Annotated in this window: 16 protein-coding genes; 11 read left to right on the top strand and 5 right to left on the bottom strand. The window is 61.3% G+C overall.

Translation table 11 applies throughout. The features are described 5' to 3' along the window. Both K0H48_RS07685 and K0H48_RS07680 read left to right on the top strand, forming a co-directional pair. Positions 1-874, top strand: an 874-nt coding sequence (locus K0H48_RS07685) for a ribonucleotide-diphosphate reductase subunit beta (protein WP_219267023.1), incomplete at its 5' end; no start/stop codon positions are given. A 153-nt stretch (positions 875-1,027) separates the two neighbouring features. Further along, positions 1,028-1,516, top strand: a complete 489-nt coding sequence (locus K0H48_RS07680) for a DUF1289 domain-containing protein (RefSeq protein WP_219267022.1) — start codon at positions 1,028-1,030, stop codon at positions 1,514-1,516. A gap of 119 nt (positions 1,517-1,635) precedes the next feature. On the opposite strand, the gene mdeB is transcribed toward K0H48_RS07680, so the two are convergent. After that, a complete protein-coding gene (mdeB, locus tag K0H48_RS07675) occupies positions 1,636-4,314 on the bottom strand; it encodes an alpha-ketoglutarate dehydrogenase (protein WP_219267021.1) in 2,679 nt (892 codons plus the stop codon). Positions 4,315-4,505: 191 nt separating this feature from the next. Here mdeB and K0H48_RS07670 point away from each other — a divergent pair, with 191 nt between their 5' ends. The 3 genes from K0H48_RS07670 (at position 4,506) to K0H48_RS07660 (ending at position 7,259) form a co-directional block, all read left to right on the top strand. Then, the gene (locus K0H48_RS07670; protein WP_219267020.1) at positions 4,506-5,420 is read left to right on the top strand and encodes a class I SAM-dependent methyltransferase; all 915 of its coding nucleotides are present in this window, start codon (positions 4,506-4,508) and stop codon (positions 5,418-5,420) included. Between the two features lie 149 nt (positions 5,421-5,569). After that, positions 5,570-6,286: a phosphatidylcholine synthase gene (gene pcsA, locus K0H48_RS07665; RefSeq protein WP_200434200.1), complete on the top strand. Its 717-nt coding sequence runs from the start codon at positions 5,570-5,572 to the stop codon at positions 6,284-6,286. 193 nt (positions 6,287-6,479) lie between these two features. Further along, positions 6,480-7,259, top strand: a complete 780-nt coding sequence (locus tag K0H48_RS07660; RefSeq protein WP_017139107.1) for a TSUP family transporter — start codon at positions 6,480-6,482, stop codon at positions 7,257-7,259. Here the strand turns inward: K0H48_RS07660 and nudC are convergent. Then, positions 7,227-8,060, bottom strand: a complete 834-nt coding sequence (nudC, locus tag K0H48_RS07655) for an NAD(+) diphosphatase (RefSeq protein ID WP_219267019.1) — start codon at positions 8,058-8,060, stop codon at positions 7,227-7,229. The two genes, K0H48_RS07660 and nudC, sit on opposite strands and share 33 nt — an antisense overlap. Positions 8,061-8,065: 5 nt before the next feature. Then, positions 8,066-8,878 carry a crotonase/enoyl-CoA hydratase family protein gene (locus K0H48_RS07650; protein WP_219267018.1) on the bottom strand — a complete coding sequence of 271 codons (813 nt, stop codon included), beginning with the start codon at positions 8,876-8,878 and terminating at the stop codon, positions 8,066-8,068. 192 nt (positions 8,879-9,070) lie between these two features. Here K0H48_RS07650 and K0H48_RS07645 point away from each other — a divergent pair, with 192 nt between their 5' ends. Together K0H48_RS07645 and K0H48_RS07640 are read left to right on the top strand one after the other, a co-directional pair. After that, positions 9,071-10,360, top strand: coding sequence for a chloride channel protein (locus K0H48_RS07645; protein ID WP_219267017.1), 1,290 nt, complete (start codon positions 9,071-9,073; stop codon positions 10,358-10,360). Between the two features lie 41 nt (positions 10,361-10,401). Beyond that, positions 10,402-10,956, top strand: coding sequence for a UPF0149 family protein (locus K0H48_RS07640; RefSeq protein WP_219267016.1), 555 nt, complete (start codon positions 10,402-10,404; stop codon positions 10,954-10,956). A 6-nt stretch (positions 10,957-10,962) separates the two neighbouring features. Here K0H48_RS07640 and K0H48_RS07635 read toward each other — a convergent pair whose 3' ends face one another. Then, positions 10,963-11,592, bottom strand: a complete 630-nt coding sequence (locus tag K0H48_RS07635; RefSeq protein ID WP_219267015.1) for a lytic polysaccharide monooxygenase auxiliary activity family 9 protein — start codon at positions 11,590-11,592, stop codon at positions 10,963-10,965. A 341-nt stretch (positions 11,593-11,933) separates the two neighbouring features. Between K0H48_RS07635 and K0H48_RS07630 the strand changes: the two genes are divergently transcribed. Further along, complete coding sequence (locus K0H48_RS07630) at positions 11,934-13,190, top strand: 3-phosphoshikimate 1-carboxyvinyltransferase (protein WP_219267014.1); 1,257 nt, start codon at positions 11,934-11,936, stop codon at positions 13,188-13,190. A gap of 31 nt (positions 13,191-13,221) precedes the next feature. Beyond that, complete coding sequence (locus tag K0H48_RS07625; protein ID WP_056860400.1) at positions 13,222-13,611, top strand: hypothetical protein; 390 nt, start codon at positions 13,222-13,224, stop codon at positions 13,609-13,611. 1 nt (position 13,612) lies between these two features. On the opposite strand, the gene K0H48_RS07620 is transcribed toward K0H48_RS07625, so the two are convergent. After that, a complete protein-coding gene (locus K0H48_RS07620; RefSeq protein WP_138817505.1) occupies positions 13,613-14,212 on the bottom strand; it encodes an NAD(P)H-dependent oxidoreductase in 600 nt (199 codons plus the stop codon). Positions 14,213-14,295: 83 nt separating this feature from the next. Here K0H48_RS07620 and K0H48_RS07615 point away from each other — a divergent pair, with 83 nt between their 5' ends. Further along, complete coding sequence (locus K0H48_RS07615; RefSeq protein WP_219267013.1) at positions 14,296-14,898, top strand: TetR/AcrR family transcriptional regulator; 603 nt, start codon at positions 14,296-14,298, stop codon at positions 14,896-14,898. An 89-nt stretch (positions 14,899-14,987) separates the two neighbouring features. Next, positions 14,988-15,365 carry a hypothetical protein gene (locus K0H48_RS07610; RefSeq protein WP_219267012.1) on the top strand — a complete coding sequence of 126 codons (378 nt, stop codon included), beginning with the start codon at positions 14,988-14,990 and terminating at the stop codon, positions 15,363-15,365. Positions 15,366-15,616 lie beyond the last annotated feature (251 nt).

Here is a 15,616-nt window from a genome sequence, read left to right as displayed (position 1 = left end):
CGCCGACATCGCCCTGTGGAAAAACCCCGAAGGCCTCACCGACGACGAACGCCGCATCGTCATGCGCAACCTGGGCTTCTTCTCCACTGCTGATTCGTTGGTCGCGAACAACCTGGTCCTGGCCGTGTACCGCCTGATCACCAACCCGGAGTGCCGCCAGTACATCCTGCGCCAGGCCTTCGAAGAAGCGATCCACACCCACGCCTACCAGTACTGCATCGAATCGCTGGCCATGGATGAGGGCGAGATCTTCAACATGTACCACGAGATTCCATCGGTCGCCAAAAAGGCAGCCTGGGGCCTCAAATACACCCGCTCGATCTCCGATCCGAAGTTCGAAACCGGCACCGTCGAAACCGACAAAGAGCTGCTGCGCAACCTGGTCGCCTACTACTGCGTCCTGGAAGGCATCTTCTTCTACTGCGGCTTCACCCAGATCCTGTCCATGGGCCGTCGCAACAAAATGACCGGCGTGGCGGAACAGTTCCAGTACATCCTGCGTGATGAGTCGATGCACCTGAACTTCGGTATCGATGTGATCAACCAGATCAAAATCGAAAACCCGCATTTGTGGGATGCCGAGATGAAGGAAGAAGCGACCCAGATGATTCTGCAGGGCACGCAGCTGGAGATTGAATATGCGCGCGATACCATGCCGCGTGGGGTGCTGGGCATGAATGCGGCGATGATGGAGGATTATCTGAAGTTTATTGCTAACCGTCGTTTGTCGCAGATCGGCCTCAAAGAAGAATACCCAGGGACGACTAACCCGTTCCCTTGGATGAGCGAGATCATGGACTTGAAGAAAGAGAAGAATTTCTTTGAGACCCGTGTGATCGAGTACCAGACCGGCGGCGCGCTGAGCTGGGATTGATCTATCAAGCAGATCTAAAAAATGTGGGAGCGGGCTTGCTCGCGAAAGCGGCGTGTCAGTCGCTAGATACATCGACTGATCCACCGTATTCGCGAGCAAGCCCGCTCCCACATTAGGTCCGTGGTGTTCTACAGACTTTGCAAAATGCCTTTTATGCCCAACCAAACCATCAAAACGCCCTGCGTCGGCCTGTGCTCCACCGTTTACGGCGACCTGGTCTGCCGGGGCTGCAAGCGTTATCACCATGAAGTCATCCAATGGAATGGCTACAACGCCGAGGAAAAACAGGCGGTGTGGCTGCGCCTGGAGCAATTGCTGGTGCAGGTGATGGCCAGCAAGCTTGAGGTGTTTGACCCGCAGCTTTTGCGTCAGCAACTTGAAACCCGCAAAATTCGCTTTGTACCGCACCAGTCGCCGTATTGCTGGGCGTACCAGCTGATTGCCCGGGGTGCGCGGGTGATTTCCAGGCTGGATGCGTATGGGCTGGCGTTGCTGCCGGAGTTCCGCGAGCGTCACCTGGCGGATTTGCGTGACGCGATTGACCGCGAGTTTTTCCTGCTGTCCGAGGCACACTACGAGCGCTATATCGCACCGGGCTTTTTGAAAGAAGCCTTTGGGCCAGCGTTGATTGCCTCTTTATAACAAACACAATCAACCCCTGTGGGAGCTGGCTTGCCTGCGATACAGACTCCTCGGTCTTCCACTAAGACTCGGTCGATGCTATCGCTGGCAAGCCAGCTCCCACATTTGATCTGTGTTGCTCAAGAGTTCCAGGACGCTGCTCGATCAGCCTGCAAGTTATACCGCTCAATTGCGCGCTGACACACGCCACGCTCCAAACTGCCCTGCTCCACCAACGCCGTCAGTGCCGCCAGTACAATGTGGTGGCGATCCACCTCAAAAAAATCGCGCAACGCCGCCCGTGTATCACTACGCCCAAACCCATCTGTACCCAACACCGTGTAGCGGCTATCCAGATACGAAGCGATCATCTGCGGCACCGCCCGCACATAGTCTGACACCGCAATCACCGGTACACCTTCAGGCAAACATGCATTCACATGACTGGTGCGCTGCGTATCCTGAGGATGCAACCGATTCCAGCGCTCCACCTCCCGTGCATCCCGTGCCAGCTCGCTGAAACTGGTGACACTGAACACCTCGCTCGCCACCTGCCAATCCTCAGCCAGTAACTGCGCGGCCGCCTGAGCTTCACGCACCAGTGTGCCTGAGCCAAGCAGGCGTACCTTGGCCTGCGCAGCACCTTGCAACCGATACATACCCTTGATAATCGCCGCTTCCACGCCTGCCGGCAGCGTCGGCTGCGGGTAGTTTTCGTTCATCAGGGTCACGTAGTAGAACTCGTCCACATCGTGCTCCAGCATTTGCCGCATGCCGTGGTCGAGGATCACCGCGAACTCGCCGGCAAATGCCGGGTCGTAGGCGCGGCAATTGGGCACCGTTGCGGCCGTGAGGTGGCTGCTGCCGTCCTGATGCTGCAAGCCTTCGCCGCCCAGGGTGGTGCGCCCGGCCGTGGCGCCGAGCAGGAAGCCTCGGGCGCGCTGGTCGGCGGCGGCCCAGATCAGGTCGCCGACGCGCTGGAAACCGAACATCGAGTAATAGATGTAGAACGGCAACATGCGCAGCCCATGCACCGAATAACTGGTAGCCGCCGCCACCCAGGAGCTGATGGCACTGGCTTCGCTGATGCCTTCTTCGAGAATCTGCCCGTCGGTGGCCTCGCGGTAGCTGAGGATCGAGCCAATGTCTTCCGGCTCATAGCGCTGGCCGACGCTGGAGTAAATGCCGATCTGCTTGAACAGGTTGGCCATGCCGAAGGTACGCGCTTCATCCGCCACAATCGGCACGATGCGCGGGCCGAGCGCCTTGTCCTTGAGCAGGTTGGTGAGCATGCGCACAAACGCCATGGTGGTGGACATCTCCTTACCCTCGGCTGCCGTGGCGAAACCGCCGTAACCTGCCACCGGCGGCACGCTGACGGGCGCGGCCAGCGGGCTGCGGCTTGGCACATAACCGCCGAGCTTTTGCCGACGTTGATGCAGGTAACGCAGTTCAACGCTGTCCTCGGCGGGTTTGAAAAAACTCAGGGATTCGGTCTGCGCATCCGTCAGCGGCAGCTGGAAGCGATTGCGAAAAGCGAGCAACGCGTCGCGGTCGAGCTTTTTCTGCTGGTGCGTGGTCATCTTGCCCTGCCCGGCTTCGCCCATGCCGAAGCCCTTTTTGGTCTGGGCCAGGATCACCGTGGGCCGGCCTTTGACCCGGCGCGCGGCATGGTAAGCGGCGTGGATCTTGACCATGTCGTGGCCACCGCGCTTGAGACGGTCGATCTGTTCGTCGCTCATGCCCGCCACCAGGGCCGCCAGCGACGCGCTTTGGCCGAAGAAGTGCTCGCGGTTATAGGCGCCGTCTTTGGCTGCAAAGGTCTGGAATTGCCCGTCGACGGTGTGCGACAGGGTTTCCACCAACGAGCCGTCGGCGTCCTTGGCCAGCAAGGCGTCCCAGTCCGAGCCCCACACCAGCTTGATCACGTTCCAGCCGGCACCGGCAAACAAGGCTTCGAGTTCGTCGATGATGCGCCCGTTGCCACGCACCGGGCCGTCGAGGCGCTGCAGGTTGCAGTTGACCACCCAGGTCAGGTTGTCCAGGCCTTCGCGGGCAGCCAGGGTCAGGGCCGACATGCTTTCCGGCTCGTCCATTTCGCCGTCGCCGAACACACCCCAGACGTGCCGGTCGGTGGTGTCCAGCAAACCGCGATGGTGCAGATAGCGCATGAAGCGCGCCTGGAAAATCGAGCTGATCGGGCCGATGCCCATGGAGCCGGTGGGGAACTGCCAGAAGTCCGGCATCAACCATGGGTGCGGGTAGCTGGACAGGCCGCGTGCGCCGGCTTTTGGCCCACCGATTTCCTGGCGGTAGTGCGCCAGGTCGTTATCCGTCAGGCGACCTTCCAGATAAGCGCGGGCATAAATCCCCGGTGCCGAATGCGGCTGGTAGAACACCAGATCGCCGCCGAAGGTGTCGCTGCGCGCCCGGAAGAAGTGATTGAAGCCCACTTCGAACAAGTCCGCCGCACTCGCATAACTGGCGATATGGCCACCCAGTTCGCCATACGCCTGGTTGGCGCGCACCACCATGGCCAAGGCGTTCCAGCGTACCAGCGAAGCGATTCGCTCCTCGGTGGCAAGGTCGCCGGGAAACGCCGGCTGTTGCTCAACGCTGATGCTGTTGACGTAGGGCGTGCCGTGACGCGGTTTCCAGTCGATGTGCGCTGCGCTGCCTTCGCGGGCCAGCAGGTCGAGGATCTGGCGCGCGCGTTCCGGCCCGGCATTGGCCACCAGCGAGGCCAGGGCGTCGCGCCACTCATCCAGTTCTTGCGGGTCTTGGGCTGTGTGATTGACTGCACTCGCGAAACCGTTCATGGGCACCTCCGGGCTTTTTTTCCAGTTTATGTCGGTGCCTGAGGATTTTTTGCCTGTTATCAGGCGCAGGCTCAAGCATTTTGAGCATGAATCACTGCTAATCGTCTTTTTAGCAGCACGTTGTGCTCAAGCACGACGAAGCACCGCAACTGTGTTTAAAATGCCGCCCGCTCAACGACTGACGCTCAACGATGAACCCAGACGCACTCGCTACCCTGCACACTCATTTGCTCACCGCCCTGGCTAACCCGCCGAGTGAAACCCGGCGCCTGTTCCACGGGCGTGGCCGCTGCTGGCCGGGCCTGGAGCAACTGACGGTGGACTGGTTGCAGGGCGTGCTGCTGGTCTCGTTGTTCAAGGAGCCTGCGCCTGAGCAGCTCGAAGCCCTTAAACAGCTGCTGCAAACTCAGTTCAATGCTTACACGGTTGCGCTGCAACACCGCTACCTGCCGCAAAGCACCACCGAATGGCTCGCGGGCGAAGCCGTAGACGAGCTGACCATTACCGAAGGCGGCCTGCGCTACCTGATCGACCTGGGTAAAAAACAGAACAGCGGCCTGTTCCTCGACATGCGTTACGGCCGCAATTGGGTGCGCGAACAGGCCAAGGGCCAGCGCGTGCTCAACCTGTTCGCCTACACCTGCGGTTTTTCGGTGGCGGCCATCGAAGGCGGCGCCGACCATGTAGTAAACCTGGACATGGCCCGTGGCGCCCTTAGCCGGGGTCGCGACAACCATCGCCTCAATGGTCATGACCTTAGCCGCGTCAGCTTCCTGGGCCACGACCTGTTCAAATCCTGGGCCAAGGTGACGAACAGCGGCCCTTACGACCTGGTGATCATCGACCCGCCGTCATTCCAGAAAGGCAGTTTCCTGCTGACCAAAGACTACCAGCGCGTGCTGCGCCGCCTGCCGGATCTGCTCACAGCCCACGGCACGGTGTTGGCCTGCATGAACGACCCGGCCTTCGGTGAGGACTTCCTGATTGACGGCGTAACCCGCGAAGCACCGGGCCTGCGCTTTGTGCAGCGGTTGGAAAACCCGCCGGAATTTCCCGATGTCGACCCGCAGAGCGGTTTGAAGGCATTGGTGTTCCATCAGGGTTGATGCCGAAACGTCTGACCCTTGCTACGCTAAGTGATACGCCGGGGCGGTGAACCTTATCCCCCCCTTCCCGGTCGATACCTGCATTCCCCGGCCAGACTCGACGGCGTTACGTCGTCGGCTGCCCTGTTTCATCTTTTGGAGAGCCGCCCGTGATATCGACCCTGCATGTAGCCAGACTCAAAGCCTGGGGCGCCCACGGCTTTACCGCCACCGGCGTGGTGCTGGCGTTCCTGGCCACCCTGGCCTTGCTGGAAAACTCACCCAAGGCCTGCCTGCTGTGGCTGGGCCTGGCGCTGGTGGTCGATGGCGTCGATGGCTCGCTGGCGCGACGGGTCAATGTCAGCACGGTACTGCCCAGCTTCGATGGCTCGGTGCTGGACCTGGTGATTGACTACCTGACCTATGTGTTTATTCCGGCGCTGTTTATCTACCGCTATATCGACCTGCCGGACTTCACCCACCTGTTTACCGTGTCGGTGATCCTGGTGTCGTCGCTGTTCTGCTTCTGCAATGTGAACATGAAGAGCAAGGACAACTACTTTGTCGGCTTCCCTGCGGCCTGGAATGTGGTGGCCTTGTGCGTTTACATCATCCAGCCGGACGCCTGGGTGACCTTGGCCACGGTGATCGGCCTGGCACTGCTGACGGTCACGCCGATGAAGTTTCTGCACCCGTTTCGGGTCAAGCGCTTTATGCCGATCAACATCGCCGTGACCACAATCTGGTTGCTGTGCAGCTTTTTGATGGTGGTGGATTATCCCAATACCAACCCATGGACGTTTGGGTTGTGGTCGGTGATGTCGGCTTACTTTCTGGGGATTTGTGTGTGGCGCACGGCGCTGGAGTGGCTCGGCACCCATAAATAGCCAGGCGGGCTCGGTTTAAAGGTGGGAGCTGGCTTGCCTGCGATGGCGTCGGGTCAGTTACAGCAGTTGGGCCTGCCCTACCGCTATCGCAGGCAAGCCAGCTCCCACATTTGGATCTGTGTACATCCGGCAGGTAAGATGGCGATCTTTGGCGCAGCCCCTTCCTGCGCCCTGCCCATAATAAGCCCTGCCCATGCCCTTCGAACTCAGCGTTGACCTGACCACCCTCGCCATTCTTGCCTGCGTGGCCTTTATTGCCGGCTTTATCGACGCCATCGCCGGCGGCGGCGGCCTGCTTACCACGCCTGCCCTGCTCACCGCCGGCATGCCACCGCACCTGGTGTTGGGCACCAACAAACTCAGCTCGACCTTCGGCTCCGCCACTGCCAGTTTCACCTTCTACCGGCGCAAGCTGTTCCACCCGCGCCAATGGGTACACGCCATCGTCGGCACGTTGGTCGGCGCATTGGCTGGCGCCGTGGTCGCCCACTACCTGCCGGCCGAAACCCTGAACAAAATGCTCCCGGTGATCGTGTTCGCCTGTGGTGTGTATTTGCTGTTCGGCGGCACGCCCAAGGCGCCGCTGGACGCTGACGCACCGATCAAGAAGAAATGGCAGTCCACCCAAGGCTTCGGCCTGGGTTTCTACGACGGCGTGGCCGGTCCCGGCACTGGCGCATTCTGGACGGTGAGTACGATGCTGCTGCACCCCATCGACCTGGTCAAAGCCAGCGGCGTGGCGCGCAGCATGAACTTCGTCAGCAACGCGGCGGCGCTGTCGGTGTTTATCTTCAATGGCTCGGTGGACTGGATCGTCGGTCTGGCAATGGGCTTCTCGGTGATGTGCGGCGCGTTCTTTGGCGCACGCAGCGCAATCAGCGGCGGCGCCAAATTCATTCGCCCGGTGTTTATCACCGTGGTCCTCGGCCTGACGGTGCGCCTAGCCTGGCAGCACTGGTTCAGCGTGGCCTAGACGGCGCGCCAGGTAGAGGTCGATCAGGTAACGCGCAATCGAACGTGACGCCGGCAACGGCGGCAGGTCGTGGATATTGAACCATTGCGCGTCTTCGATCTCATCGGCCTGGGGCACGATGTCGCCGCTGGCGTACTCGGCATGGAAGCCCAGCATCATCGAATGCGGGAACGGCCAGCACTGGCTGCCCATGTACTGGATGTTCTTGACCTCCACCTGCACTTCTTCGCGCACTTCACGGATCAGGCAGTCTTCGGCCGACTCACCCGGCTCGGCGAACCCCGCCAGCGTGCTGTACACACCGGTGACAAAACGCGGCGAACGCGCCAGCAGAATCTCGTCGCCACGGGTCACCAGCACAATCATGCTCGGCGAAATGCGTGGGTAGCTGCGCAGGTCGCAGGCCTGGCAATACATCGCACGTTCACGCGGCACCTGGACCATGGCCTGGCCACAACTGCCACAGAACCGATGCTCCCGTGCCCAAGTGCCGATCTGCGCGGCGTAGCCCAGCACTTTGTACAGGGTGTGGTCGCCCTGCAACATGAAGCCGCGCAGGCCCTGCCAACTGCAACCCGGTACTTCGGCTGCCGCGTTCAGCTCCAGCAAGTACACCGGCTCACCGTCGAGGTGGCCAATGCCGTGTTCGGCGAACACCGACAGGTCCTGGCGCTTGAGCCATTCACGCGGGAACAGCGGGCCATTGGTGTCATGCAAAAAGCCCTCGCGGCTGCGGGCGACAGCCCAGCCGCCTGGGGCGTCGTTGTCCAGCAGCGTTGTGGTAATCCAGCCTGGGGTCATGTCAGTCAATCCACGAATTCGGGTTTCTGCTTACTCATATGGGCCGCGATGGCCACGCGCAGGTCGTTGGATTGCAACATAGCCGAGTTCCAGGTGGCAACGTATTCCAGACCATCATTGACCGTATGGTCACGCATGTAGCTGATCATGGCTTTGGTGCCGGCCACGGCAATCGGTGATTTGCTCGCGATTTCATGGGCGATTTCCATGACCCCGGCCAACAGGCTGTCCTGATCGGGGTACACGCGATTGACCAAGCCAATGCTGCGCGCTTCTTCGGCGCCGAACGGGCGACCGGTGTAGGCCAGTTCACGCAACATGCCGTCGCCAATGATGCGTGGCAGACGTTGCAGGGTGCCGACGTCGGCGGCCATGCCGATGTCGATTTCCTTGATCGAGAACTGCGCGCCTTCGGCGGCGTAGCGCATGTCACAGGCGCTGATCAGGTCGATGGCGCCGCCGATGCAGTAACCCTGGATCGCCGCCAGCACCGGCTTGCGGCAGTTGTCGACGGCATTGAACGAGGCTTGCAGTTCGAGGATCTTGCGCCGCAGCAGGCGTGCGTTGCGGCCTACATCTTTGCCGAAGCTATTGGCTACTGAGGCCATCATCATCAAATCGATGCCGGAGGAGAAGTGCTTGCCGGCGCCGCTGAGCACCACGGCGCGCACGGCGTCGGTGTCTTCGACCCATTGGAAGATGTCGATGATCTCGGTCCAGAACGCCGCGTTCATCGCGTTGATCTTTTCCGGGCGGTTGATCTGCACATGGGCAACATTGCCAGTGAGTTCGACGATGAAAGCTTGGTATTCGGACATGGCAGTGATCCCTGACTGGCGAGTAATAAGGCTCGAACTATAACAAGGGAGCATGACGGCGCATCGGCCAAAAACGGGACTGGCAAAAGTAATGAAATGTTGTGGGCGGCGGGTTGATGGCCTGCCGATACATTTCACCCAGGCACCGCGTTTTATCGGCTATACACTCAGGGCCACTGCCTGGAGCCCGCTATGCCGTCCACCTTTCGTTCATCATTGATTCTGGCCCTGGTGGTCGTGCTGACCGGCATCGGCGCCGGGCTGGGCGGGATGCTGCTGGCGTTGCTGCTGCATGGCATCCAGCACCTGGCCTACGGCTACAGCCTCGACAGCCTGGTCAGCCACGAAACCTTTTTGTGGGGCGTCACCGCTGCCGCGCCGGAGCGCCGCCTGCTGGTGCTGGTGGTGTGCGGCCTGGTCGCCGGGCTGGGCTGGTGGATGATTTATCGCTATGGCCGCCCACTGGTGAGCATCAAACAGGCCGTGTCTGAAAACATGCCGATCATGCCGCCCAAGACCACCCTCGCCCACGCCGTGCTGCAGATCATCACCGTGGCCCTCGGTTCGCCGTTGGGCCGTGAAGTGGCGCCGCGTGAGGTCGGCGCGCTGGCCGCGACCTGGCTGTCCCAACGCGCCCGACTGGAACCGCACATGCACCGTTTGATCGTGGCCTGCGGCGCCGGTGCCGGGTTGGCGGCGGTGTACAACGTGCCGTTGGGCGGCGCGGTGTTTGTGCTGGAAGTGCTGGTGGGCGCCTTCAGTTGGCCGGCGGCGGTGATTGCGCTGGCGACCTCGGCGATTGGTGCGTCGGTGGCGTGGATCGGGCTGGGTGCGGAATCGCAGTATGTAGTACCGCACTTTGTGCTCAGCCCGGCGCTGATCGCTTGGGCGGTGGTGTGCGGGCCGGTATTTGGCGTGGCCGCCTATGGGTTCAGCCGTTTTACCGCCGGCGCCAGGGCCAACGCCGCACGCGGCTGGCGCCTGCCGGTAATGTCGCTGATCAACTTTACGCTTATCGGCGGGCTGGCGATGCTGCTGCCGCAGATCCTCGGCAATGGTAAAGGCCCGGCGCAACTGGGCTTCGACAATGAGCTGGCGATAGGCCTGGCCGCTATCCTGCTGCTGGTCAAGGTATTGATCACTGCCAGCAGCCTGCGCGCGGGCGCCGAGGGTGGCCTGCTGACGCCGGGTTTGGCCAATGGCGCGTTGCTCGCGATTCTGCTCGGCGGCGCCTGGAGCCTGGTGTGGCCCGGGGTGCCGCTGGGCGCATTTGCGATCATCGGCGCGGCGGCGTTTTTGGCGTCCAGCATGAGCATGCCGCTGACAGCGATTGTGCTGGTGGCCGAATTTACCCGCATCGAGCATGACTTTCTGGTGCCGATCATTCTGGCGGTGGTGGGTTCGATGTGCGTGAGCAAGCTGTGTCAGCGCTGGGAAATAAGTGGAAAAAAGCCCGCCCAAGCGCCATCCTCTGCGCTTTAAGCCGCCCACTTCGCGGCGCTCGACGTTTAAAGGATATGCCCATGCTCGCCCAACCCCTCACCCCTGCCGATTTCGACTTCATTGACGAAACCCTGTTGAAATACGGCGACGATCATTCGGTGCTGAACCTGGCTGAACTCGACGGCTACTTCACCGCGCTGGTCTCCAGCCCCGCACAAGTGGACGTCGCTGAGTGGTTCCCGGCGATCTGGGGTGGGCAGAACCCGGCCTGGGAAAACGTGGAAGAGGCCCAGCGTTTCCTCGAGCTGTGCGTGCGCCATATGAATACGCTGGCGGCGCAATTGGCCACCGATGCGCAAAGCTTCAAGGCGCGTTTTGATGACACCGAACACCAAGGTCAAACCGTCACGCTGGCCGAGGAATGGTGCTTCGGTTATATCCGTGGCGCCGCAATTGGCAACTGGCCAGAGCTGCCTGCCGAACAGGCGGCGCTGCTGGAGAAGATTTCCTGGTGCGCCGAGCAGGACAACTTTGAACTGCCGGCAGACCTGGATGTAAACGCCCACCAGCAGCGGGCTCGAGCTATCGAACCCGCTGCGCGGGCGCTGCATGACTACTGGTTGGCCCAGCGTTAACAGCGCTTAGTTGAAGTCCAGGTCAAACGCCTGATAGAACGCGTTGCCGGTGTTGGCCACGATCCACATCAACACCACCACATGCCGACCTTTCTTGCCCTTGGGCAGCGTGACCTGGTGTTCGACCTTGGCCTTCATTTCATCGGCGTGCTGGTAGTACGGCACCTGGGTGTAGAAGTCTTCGAAAAACGGCTTGGCCTCAAGCTGCGCACGGCTGATGCGTTGCTTGGGGTCCCAGCCATCCTTGGTGATCAGCCAGCGATAACCACGGGTGACGTGAGCGGCGGTGTATTCCCACTGCACCTTGAACACCTGGCCAGCCTCGACATTCAGCAATGGCCAGGTAAACGGCGTGTTGAGCTTTTTGCTCATCTCCTCATCCGTGAAGTTGAGGCAATCGCGATCGTCGGTTTTGCCGCCACTCAGGATATGCCCGTCGGCCGGCGGCGTGACGCTTGGATCATCGGTTTGATAGGGCGCGGGGAACGGCCCGGCAGTGAGCGATGGGAAGTTTTTACCGCCTTCCATCTCGTTGACTTGCCAGTTGCCGAGCAGCCCACGCTCCACTGCCACTGAACCACGGCTGTCCGGATCGACTACGCGACCATGGCGAAGTTGGGTCTGGGGTTTGTTCATTTCAGTCACTCCTTGATTGAATGTGCCCCGTCATGGAGCACGCCTCGAACTTACCTTGGCGGGCGTTATTGTCCAGCCGCTGCTTCCCTCGGAAAGTTCGCACACTGCCTGCGTATCGCTGACTAAAGGGCATTGTCCTGCATCGGATTTACTGCTTGTCCTACGCGCAAAGGAGTAGTCCGACTACAACAACAGTCCGTTCCCCGGACACGTCGGCGACAGCCTCGAAATACACGCCATACAACGATCCCCGCTCGACAAGGGTGGCGTGTTTGGCTGATTATTCGGGTCCGCCCGTCGGCCACTCCATACCGCCTTGCCTTGATCAGGAGCCTTGTACCTTGAGTTCGCAGAAAACCGTGACCGTTACACCGCCCAATTTCGCTCTGAACGGCAAGGTCGCGCCCCCCGGCTCCAAATCCATTACTAACCGCGCCCTGTTGCTGGCCGCGCTGGCCAAGGGCACCAGCCGCCTGAGCGGTGCGCTGAAAAGCGATGACACCCGCCATATGTCAGTGGCCTTGCGCCAGATGGGCGTGAGCATCGATGAACCAGACGACACCACCTTCGTGGTCACAGGCGCAGGCAAGCTGCAATTGCCGTCGCAGCCGCTGTTCCTCGGCAATGCTGGCACCGCGATGCGTTTTCTCACCGCCGCCGTAGCGACCGTCGAAGGCACCGTGGTACTCGACGGCGACGACTACATGCAAAAACGCCCGATCGGCCCGTTGCTGGCCACCCTCGGCCAGAACGGCATCCGCGTCGACAGCCCGACCGGCTGCCCGCCGGTGACCGTACACGGCGTGGGCAAGGTGCAGGCCAAGCGTTTTGAGATTGATGGCGGCTTGTCCAGCCAGTACGTGTCGGCGCTGTTGATGCTCGCCGCCTGCGGCCAGGCGCCGATTGAAGTGGCATTGACCGGCAAGGACATCGGCGCCCGTGGCTACGTCGACCTGACACTGGACTGCATGCGTGCATTCGGTGCGCAGGTCGAGGTGGTCGACGACACCACCTGGCGTGTGGCGCCCACCGGATACAGCGCCCATGACTACCTGATCGAACCCGACGCCTCCGCCGCCACTTACCTGTGGGCTGCCGAAGTATTGACCGGCGGGCGCATCGACATCGGCGTAGCTGCGCAAGACTTCACCCAGCCGGACGCCAAGGCCCAGGCCGTGATCGCGCAGTTCCCGAATATGCAGGCCACCGTGGTCGGCTCGCAGATGCAGGACGCAATCCCGACCCTGGCGGTGCTGGCCGCGTTCAACAACACCCCGGTGCGCTTCACGGAACTGGCCAACCTGCGCGTCAAGGAATGTGACCGTGTACAGGCGCTGCACGACGGTCTCAACGAAATTCGCCCAGGGTTGGCGACCATTGAGGGCGACGACCTGCTGGTGGCCAGCGACCCGGCACTGGCCGGCACGTCCTGCAATGCGCTGATCGACACCCACGCCGACCACCGCATCGCCATGTGCTTTGCCCTGGCCGGGCTGAAGGTGGCGGGAATCCGCATTCAGGACCCGGACTGCGTGGCCAAGACCTACCCTGAGTACTGGAAGGCCTTGGGCAGCCTTGGGGTAACGCTCAGCTACTGAGCCAACACGTCGGCTTGGGGAGGGAATGCACATGACAATTCGCCAACCCTGCCCACCCGGCGTGTGTGCCTGTGACCGCGAACAGCTGTTACAAGCGCCCGGCGCCGACCTGCGCATTCTCAGCCTGACGCGTCAGGAAGAAAAAAAGCTGGTCGAGCGCCTGGAAAACCTCCAGAGCCTGCAAGACCTGGAACACATGCAACAGAAGATGTTTGAACTATTGGGCATCCGCGTGCAGGTGGCGCCAGGGCACACCGAGGTCAAGAGCATGCGCGGCATTCAGATCAATATCGATGAACAGCCCGGCCTGTGCCGCAAAACCCGCCAGGCGATTCCGGCGGCGATTCGCCGTGGCCTGGAGAAGCGCCCGGAAATTGCCTACCGCCTGCTGGATGCCCACGATCTGTTTCGCGAAGGCTGATTCAGCCGGCAACCACTTCGCGTTCAAACAGGCTCTGCCCGATGGCCTTGGCGGTGCGCAAATGCGCTTGCGCAGCGCCGCCCTCCGAATCCAGCAGCAGCTCTGACGTCAGCACCTGCGCCCCACAGTAATCAAAAATCCCGTAGTCGATCTGCGTGCGCATGGCCTTGGCGTAGCCGTGACGATCAAACGCGCCTTCATCCGCCGCACCCAGCGCCAGCAGGTGCACCTGCAAGTGCCGCAGTTTTTTCACCACCGGCGTGTCGGGCCCATAATCAATCGCCCAGCCGTTGACGAACACGCGGTCGACCCAGCCTTTGAGCAGGCCCGGCAGTGACCACCAATAAATCGGGAACGCCAGCACCAGTGCATCGGCGCGGTCGATGCGCGCCTGTTCAGCCAGCACATCCGCGGGCGGTTCTGCGCGAGTGCGGTGTACCAAGTGGTCGGCGGCGCTATAGCGCGGGTCGAAGCCTTCGGCGGCAAGGTCGGCGATCTCGTAGGTGTGGCCGGCCGTCGTGAGCCCCGCCGCTACGTGTGCGGCCAGGCTATGGGTGAGGGATTGCGGGTCGTGATGGGCAACAACGATCAGTGCGTGCATGACATTGACTCCATTTCGAGCTAGGCTGGGCGCTAGCTACTTTTAGTAGGTTACGCACTTTAAGTTACTTTTGGTATATAAGCATGTCAAGCGCTGAATCCCCTGCCCCACGCCGCCGCCTATCCCGCGAGGACCGCCTGCGCCAATTGCTCGACGTAGCCTGGCAACTGGTGCGCGAGGAAGGCACCGAAGCCCTGACCCTGGGCCGCCTGGCCGAGCTGGCGGGCGTTACCAAGCCGGTGGTCTACGACCATTTCATCACCCGCGCCGGCTTGCTGGCTGCCCTGTACGAAGACTTCGATAGCCGCCAGAACCAGGTGTTTGCCGAGGCGCTGGACACCAGCGCCGCCACCCTGCAGGAACAAGCCTGGGTCATCGCGTCTTGCTACGTCGATTGCGTGTTGTTGCAAGGGCGGGAAATTCCGGGGGTGATCGCCGCCTTGAGCAGTTCGCCGGAGTTGGAAACGCTGAAGCGCAAATACGAGGCGGTCTTTCTGCAAAAGTGCCGCGATGCACTGGCGCCGTTCGCGCCCAACGGCACTGTTTCCCAGGCCGGATTACGCGCCATGCTGGGTGCCGCCGAAGCCTTGTCCCAGGCAGCGGCCAGTGGCGAGATCAGCCGCGAAGAAGCGCAACAGGAGCTGTTGGCGACGATTCTGGCGATGGTCAATCGCGGCCGCGTTTAACTAATTATTCACGCAGGAGGAATAAAGCGCCGCGACGGGTGTTTACCTGGGTACACCTTCTCAAAACCAGAAAAACCCAGGAGCTAGTCATGCTGAAAAAATCCTTCCTCGCCGCCGCCGCCCTCCTCGCCTGCGCTTCGTCCATGGCCTTCGCCGCCCCGGCCAAGGTGGCCGACAGTGCCAAGGGCAAAGTGCTGGTAGACGGCCACGGGATGACCCTCTACACCTTCGCCAAAGACAGCGCCGGCAAATCGGTGTGCACAGGCCAGTGCCTGGCCAACTGGCCAGCGTTCACAGCCGCCGCCTCGGCGAAAGATGCCGACGGCTACAGCGTGATCAGCCGCGATGACGGCAGCAAACAGTGGGCCTACAAAGGCCAGGCGCTGTACACCTGGGTCAAGGACGCCAAACCTGGCGACATCACCGGCGACGGCGTGGGTGGCAACTGGAACGTGGCTAAGCCATAAGGTCTGACCCGCTGATAAAAACCTCCCGAGGGAGTGTGAATATCTACACAACAAGGATGTAAGAGCCGGAGCAACAGCAACAGCAGAGCCATACTCGGTCAAAGGTGGGAGCGGGCTTGCTCGCGAATGCGGTGGGTCAGTGACAGATGAATTGACTGACCCACCGCATTCGCGAGCAAGCCCGCTCCCACATTTAGACTGCGTTGCATCAGGTAGAGAGTCTTTTGCTTCGCACTTGATCTGGCTCTTGT

The organism is Pseudomonas sp. Xaverov 259, from assembly GCF_019352915.1.
GTDB lineage: Bacteria > Pseudomonadota > Gammaproteobacteria > Pseudomonadales > Pseudomonadaceae > Aquipseudomonas.
Note: the sequence above shows the minus strand (reverse complement) of the source record. Positions and strands in the feature narration are given on the sequence as shown.